Below are 3,970 nucleotides of genomic sequence, written 5' to 3' on the forward strand. Positions count from 1 at the left end.
CGCAGGACGGTGGGGGGCGGGGTGAGCCACACCACCCGCCGCGGTCCGTTGAACGCCCCGGGGGGGGGCGGGCCGCCCCGCCCCCCCCGGGGGGGGGGGCGGCCCGCCCCCCCCACGGAAGCGTGTCGCGAGGAGTCGCGAAGAGTCGCGAAGAGTCGCGAAGAGCCGTCAGCACGGGCCGGGGAGCGAGCAGACCCCGGCCGCCGTCCTCTCGGCGTCCTCTCGGCGTCCTTCGGCGTTCTTCGGCGGCCGGGTGAAGCCGGAGTCGCGCACCCTGCCGTGCTCGCCCGCCGGCGTGTGGATCGCCAATGCCCGGTCCCGGCGTACGACGGTCCGCTGCCCGCCGACGGCGGGCCGCACGCCCTCGGCGTCGTAGCCCCGGACGTCGTGGCCCCGGGCGGAGATCCGCGCGGCCCGGTGCCCCCGGCGCGGACCGCACGGCTCGATCTCCAGGGGGCCGCGCACCCCGTCGCGGATCGTCCACTTCTCCTCCCTGGAGTACCTCACCGGCCTGCGGGCCTGGGCCTCGTGCGGCAGGAAGTTCCTCGGGATCCGTACCGCCGTGGCGCCCTGCCCGGTGAGGCCGGCCGTCGCCGCGGGCACGGTGCCGCCGGGGATCCGTGCCGTCCCGGTGGTGCCCGCGTCCGCTCCCGTACCGGCCAGGGCCGTCCCGCTCCCGGTGAAGAGGGCCGCCAGAGCCGTGCCCGCCGCCGCCAGGCGGATCGCCGTCGGTGTGCCACCGGTCATGGCCGGCCTTTCCTCCCGTGCCGAAGGGATGCCATGTCCGCAGGACCCGCGTTCTGCGGGAAGGGGTCGGCGGGAGAGGCGATTTCCCGCAGAACGCGGGTCTTGCGGGCACGCGACCGGTGCGCGGGCGGGGGTGTCGTTGTATGCTCGAAATGTTCTATGTAGCAGCCTCTAATTTCATGTAATAGAACGATGGAGGGTCGATGGAGGTACGTCACGCCACGGCGCCCGACCAGATCGCCGGGGCGAGCACCGACTGGCTACGCCGCCGCTTCCTGGCGGAGCAGCTCTTCGTGCCCGGCGAGGTCCGCCTGCTCTACTCGCACGAGGACCGCATCGTGGTCGGCGGCGCCATGCCGGAGGACGGGCCGCTGAGACTGCACACCCCCGACCCGCTTCGGTCGGAGTACTTCCTGGAGCGCCGGGAGCTAGGCGTGGTCAACGTGGGCGGGCCGGGCACGGTGACCGTGGACGGCACCGCGTACCCCCTGGCCCCCAAGGAGTGCGTCTACGTCGGCAGGGGCGCCCGCGAGGTGGAGTTCGAGGGCGACGCGTTCTACCTGGTCTCCACGCCCGCGCACGCCACGTTCCCGACCGTCGCGGCGACCCTGGACGACGCCGAGCCGGTACGGCTGGGCGGCCGGGACGGCTCCAACGAGCGCACGATCTACAAGTACGTCCACGCCAAGGGCATCCGGAGCTGCCAGCTGGTGCTCGGCGTGACCGTGCTGGAGCCCGGCAGCATGTGGAACACCATGCCCTGCCACACCCACGAGCGCAGGACCGAGGTCTACCTCTACTTCGACCTGCCACCGGGCGAGCGGGTGATCCACCTGATGGGACGGCCCGACGAGACGCGCAACCTGGTAGTCGCCGACCGGCAGGCGGTCGTCTCCCCGTCCTGGTCGGTGCACTGCGGCTTCGGCACGAAGAGCTACTCGTTCGTCTGGGCCATGGGCGGGGAGAACCAGGCCTTCGAGGACATGGAGCAGGTCGAGATCGGCGAGATGCGCTGATGTTCTCGCTGGAGGGCAGGACCGCGCTCGTCACCGGCGCGCGGACCGGGATCGGGCGCGCGCTCGCGGTGGGCCTGGCCGCGGCCGGGGCCGACATCGTGCTGCACGGCCGCGACGACGACCTCGACGAGGTCGAGGCCGAGGTGCGCAAGACCGGCAGGCAGGCCTCCCGGTGGATCCTCGACCTGTCCGACCCCGGAGCCGTCCCCGAGGCGGCCGCGCGGCTGGGCCCGGTCGACGTGCTGGTGAACAACGCCGGGATCATCCGCAGGGCCCCGGCCTCCGAACACCCCTACGAGTCCTTCCGGGAGGTGCTGGACGTCAACCTCGACGCGGTCTTCCTGCTCAGCCAGACCCTGGGGACGCGGATGCTCGCCCGGGGCTCCGGGAAGATCATCATGATCGCCTCCATGCTCTCCCACCAGGGGGGCGTCAACGTGGTCGGCTACACCTCGGCCAAGCACGGCGTCGCCGGGCTCACCAAGGCGCTGGCCTGCGAGTGGGCGGGCTCGGGGGTGCAGGTCAACGCGATCGCCCCCGGCTACATCAGGACGGGCAACACCGAGCGGCTCTGGGACGACCCCGCGCGCGAGGCGGAGATCAGATCCCGCATCCCGGCAGGTCGCTGGGGGACGCCCGAGGACCTGGTGGGCGCCGCCGTCTTCCTGGCGTCCGCGGCCTCCGACTACGTCAACGGGCACCTGCTCGCGGTGGACGGAGGCTGGTTGGCACGCTGACCAGTAGGCTCACGATCGTGGTCAGGGAAGGCAGTTCCATCGACAAGGCGCTGGCGGTGCTGGAGGCGATCGCCGAGCACCATCGCGTGACCGACATAGCCGCGGCGACGGGAGTGTCCAAGTCGACCGTCCATCGCATCCTGCAGTCGCTGGTCGAGTGGGGGTTCGCGCGGCCGGACGGGCACGGGGGCTACGAGCCGGGCCCCCGGATCCTCACCCTGGCGGGCCGGGTCATGAACCGTTTCGACCCGGCCCGCCAGGCCTCCGGCGCGCTCAACGCGCTGCACGAGCGGATCGGCTACACCACGCACTTCGCGATCCGCAGCGGGGACGAGGCGGTGTACGTCGACAAGCTGGAGGGGCGGCGGCCCTACCAGATGCCCTCGCGCATCGGGATGAGCCTGCGTCTGCACTGCACCGCGATCGGCAAGGCGGTGCTGGCCCAGCTGAGCGCCGACGAGGTCCGTGCGATCTGCGCCCGCGCCGGGATGCCGGTCGCGACCGCCAAGACGCTGGCGACACCCGAGGCCCTGCTCGCCGACCTGGAGCTGGTGCGCTCCCGCGGCTACTCGGTCGACGACGAGGAGAACCTGCCCGGCATCCTGTGCGTCGGCGCCCCGGTCTTCGACCACACCGGCCAGGTGCTCGGCGGCATCTCCATCTCGGCCCTGGCGATGGACGTGAGCATGGCCGACGTCGAGCGGTTCGCGCCCGACGTGGTCTCGGCCGCCCGCGACGTCTCCGCGGCCCTGGGGGCCCCGGCCTCGCCCGCCTTCAACGGCTGAATCGATCCCCGCCGGTCCTCCGGGGGCCCGCTCCACCCGGTCGGGGTCCCGGGTCCGTCTTCAGGGGCTCGGCCCGTCTTCTGGCGCGGCGGGCCCGTCCCCGGGGTCCCGGTCCGCCCGGCAGGGCTCCGGAGGTCGCCCCGGGGCCCCGTGGCCCCTCTCCTGGGTCCCTAGGTCCCTTTCCTCGGTCCCCAGTCCCTTTCCGGGGTCCCGCGACCCGTTCCCGGGGTCCCGGGCCGTGGAGTGTCCGTGCCGGTTCCCGTCGTGCCCTTCGGCTCCTGCCCGTTCCCGCTCACCCGGCTGGCCGAGGGTGGGCCATGCCATCGGCTTGTCCCATGTAGTGGGATGTGATGTCATGTAGTGCAACATCCTATCGACCGTGGGAGATCGGCATGCCGAACATCACCGTGGAACTCCTGTCCGGCCGGACCCTCGACCAGCGTCGCGAGTTCGTGGCCGCGCTGACCGAGGCGGCCGTGGACATCCTGAAGGCCCGCAGGGAGGCGGTCCGCATCGTCTTCACCGAGATCGAGAAGTCCGACGTGGCCAACGCCGGCGTCCTGGAGTCCGACAAATAGCCGGACGGCCCGATCCCCGGGCGCGGGGGGGGGGGGGGGGGGGGGGGGCGGGGGCGGGGGGGGGGGGGGGGGGGGGGGGGGGGCGGCGCGGCGCGCCCCCCCCGCCC

5 protein-coding genes are annotated in these 3,970 nt (G+C 73.2%); 4 read left to right on the top strand and 1 reads right to left on the bottom strand.

Translation table 11 applies throughout. The features are described 5' to 3' along the window. Positions 1-168 precede the first annotated feature (168 nt). On the bottom strand, positions 169-747 hold the full coding sequence (locus ACIBCT_RS40385) for a hypothetical protein (RefSeq protein ID WP_399197345.1): 579 nt from the start codon (positions 745-747) through the stop codon (positions 169-171). Between the two features lie 203 nt (positions 748-950). On the opposite strand from ACIBCT_RS40385, the gene kduI reads away from it, so the two are divergent. The 4 genes from kduI (at position 951) to ACIBCT_RS40405 (ending at position 3,863) form a co-directional block, all read left to right on the top strand. Further along, positions 951-1,763: a 5-dehydro-4-deoxy-D-glucuronate isomerase gene (gene kduI / locus ACIBCT_RS40390; protein ID WP_399197346.1), complete on the top strand. Its 813-nt coding sequence runs from the start codon at positions 951-953 to the stop codon at positions 1,761-1,763. Continuing rightward, positions 1,763-2,500, top strand: coding sequence for an SDR family oxidoreductase (locus ACIBCT_RS40395; protein WP_399197347.1), 738 nt, complete (start codon positions 1,763-1,765; stop codon positions 2,498-2,500). Before kduI ends, ACIBCT_RS40395 begins: the two co-directional genes overlap by 1 nt. A gap of 17 nt (positions 2,501-2,517) precedes the next feature. Next, positions 2,518-3,285 (top strand): IclR family transcriptional regulator, encoded by a 768-nt coding sequence (locus tag ACIBCT_RS40400; RefSeq protein WP_399197348.1) that lies wholly within the window; start codon positions 2,518-2,520, stop codon positions 3,283-3,285. A gap of 392 nt (positions 3,286-3,677) precedes the next feature. Further along, positions 3,678-3,863, top strand: a complete 186-nt coding sequence (locus ACIBCT_RS40405; RefSeq protein ID WP_344905193.1) for a tautomerase family protein — start codon at positions 3,678-3,680, stop codon at positions 3,861-3,863. The last annotated feature ends 107 nt before the right edge of the window (positions 3,864-3,970 follow it).

Origin of the sequence: Streptosporangium sp. NPDC050855 (genome assembly GCF_044456585.1) — a bacterium.
GTDB lineage: Bacteria > Actinomycetota > Actinomycetes > Streptosporangiales > Streptosporangiaceae > Streptosporangium > Streptosporangium longisporum.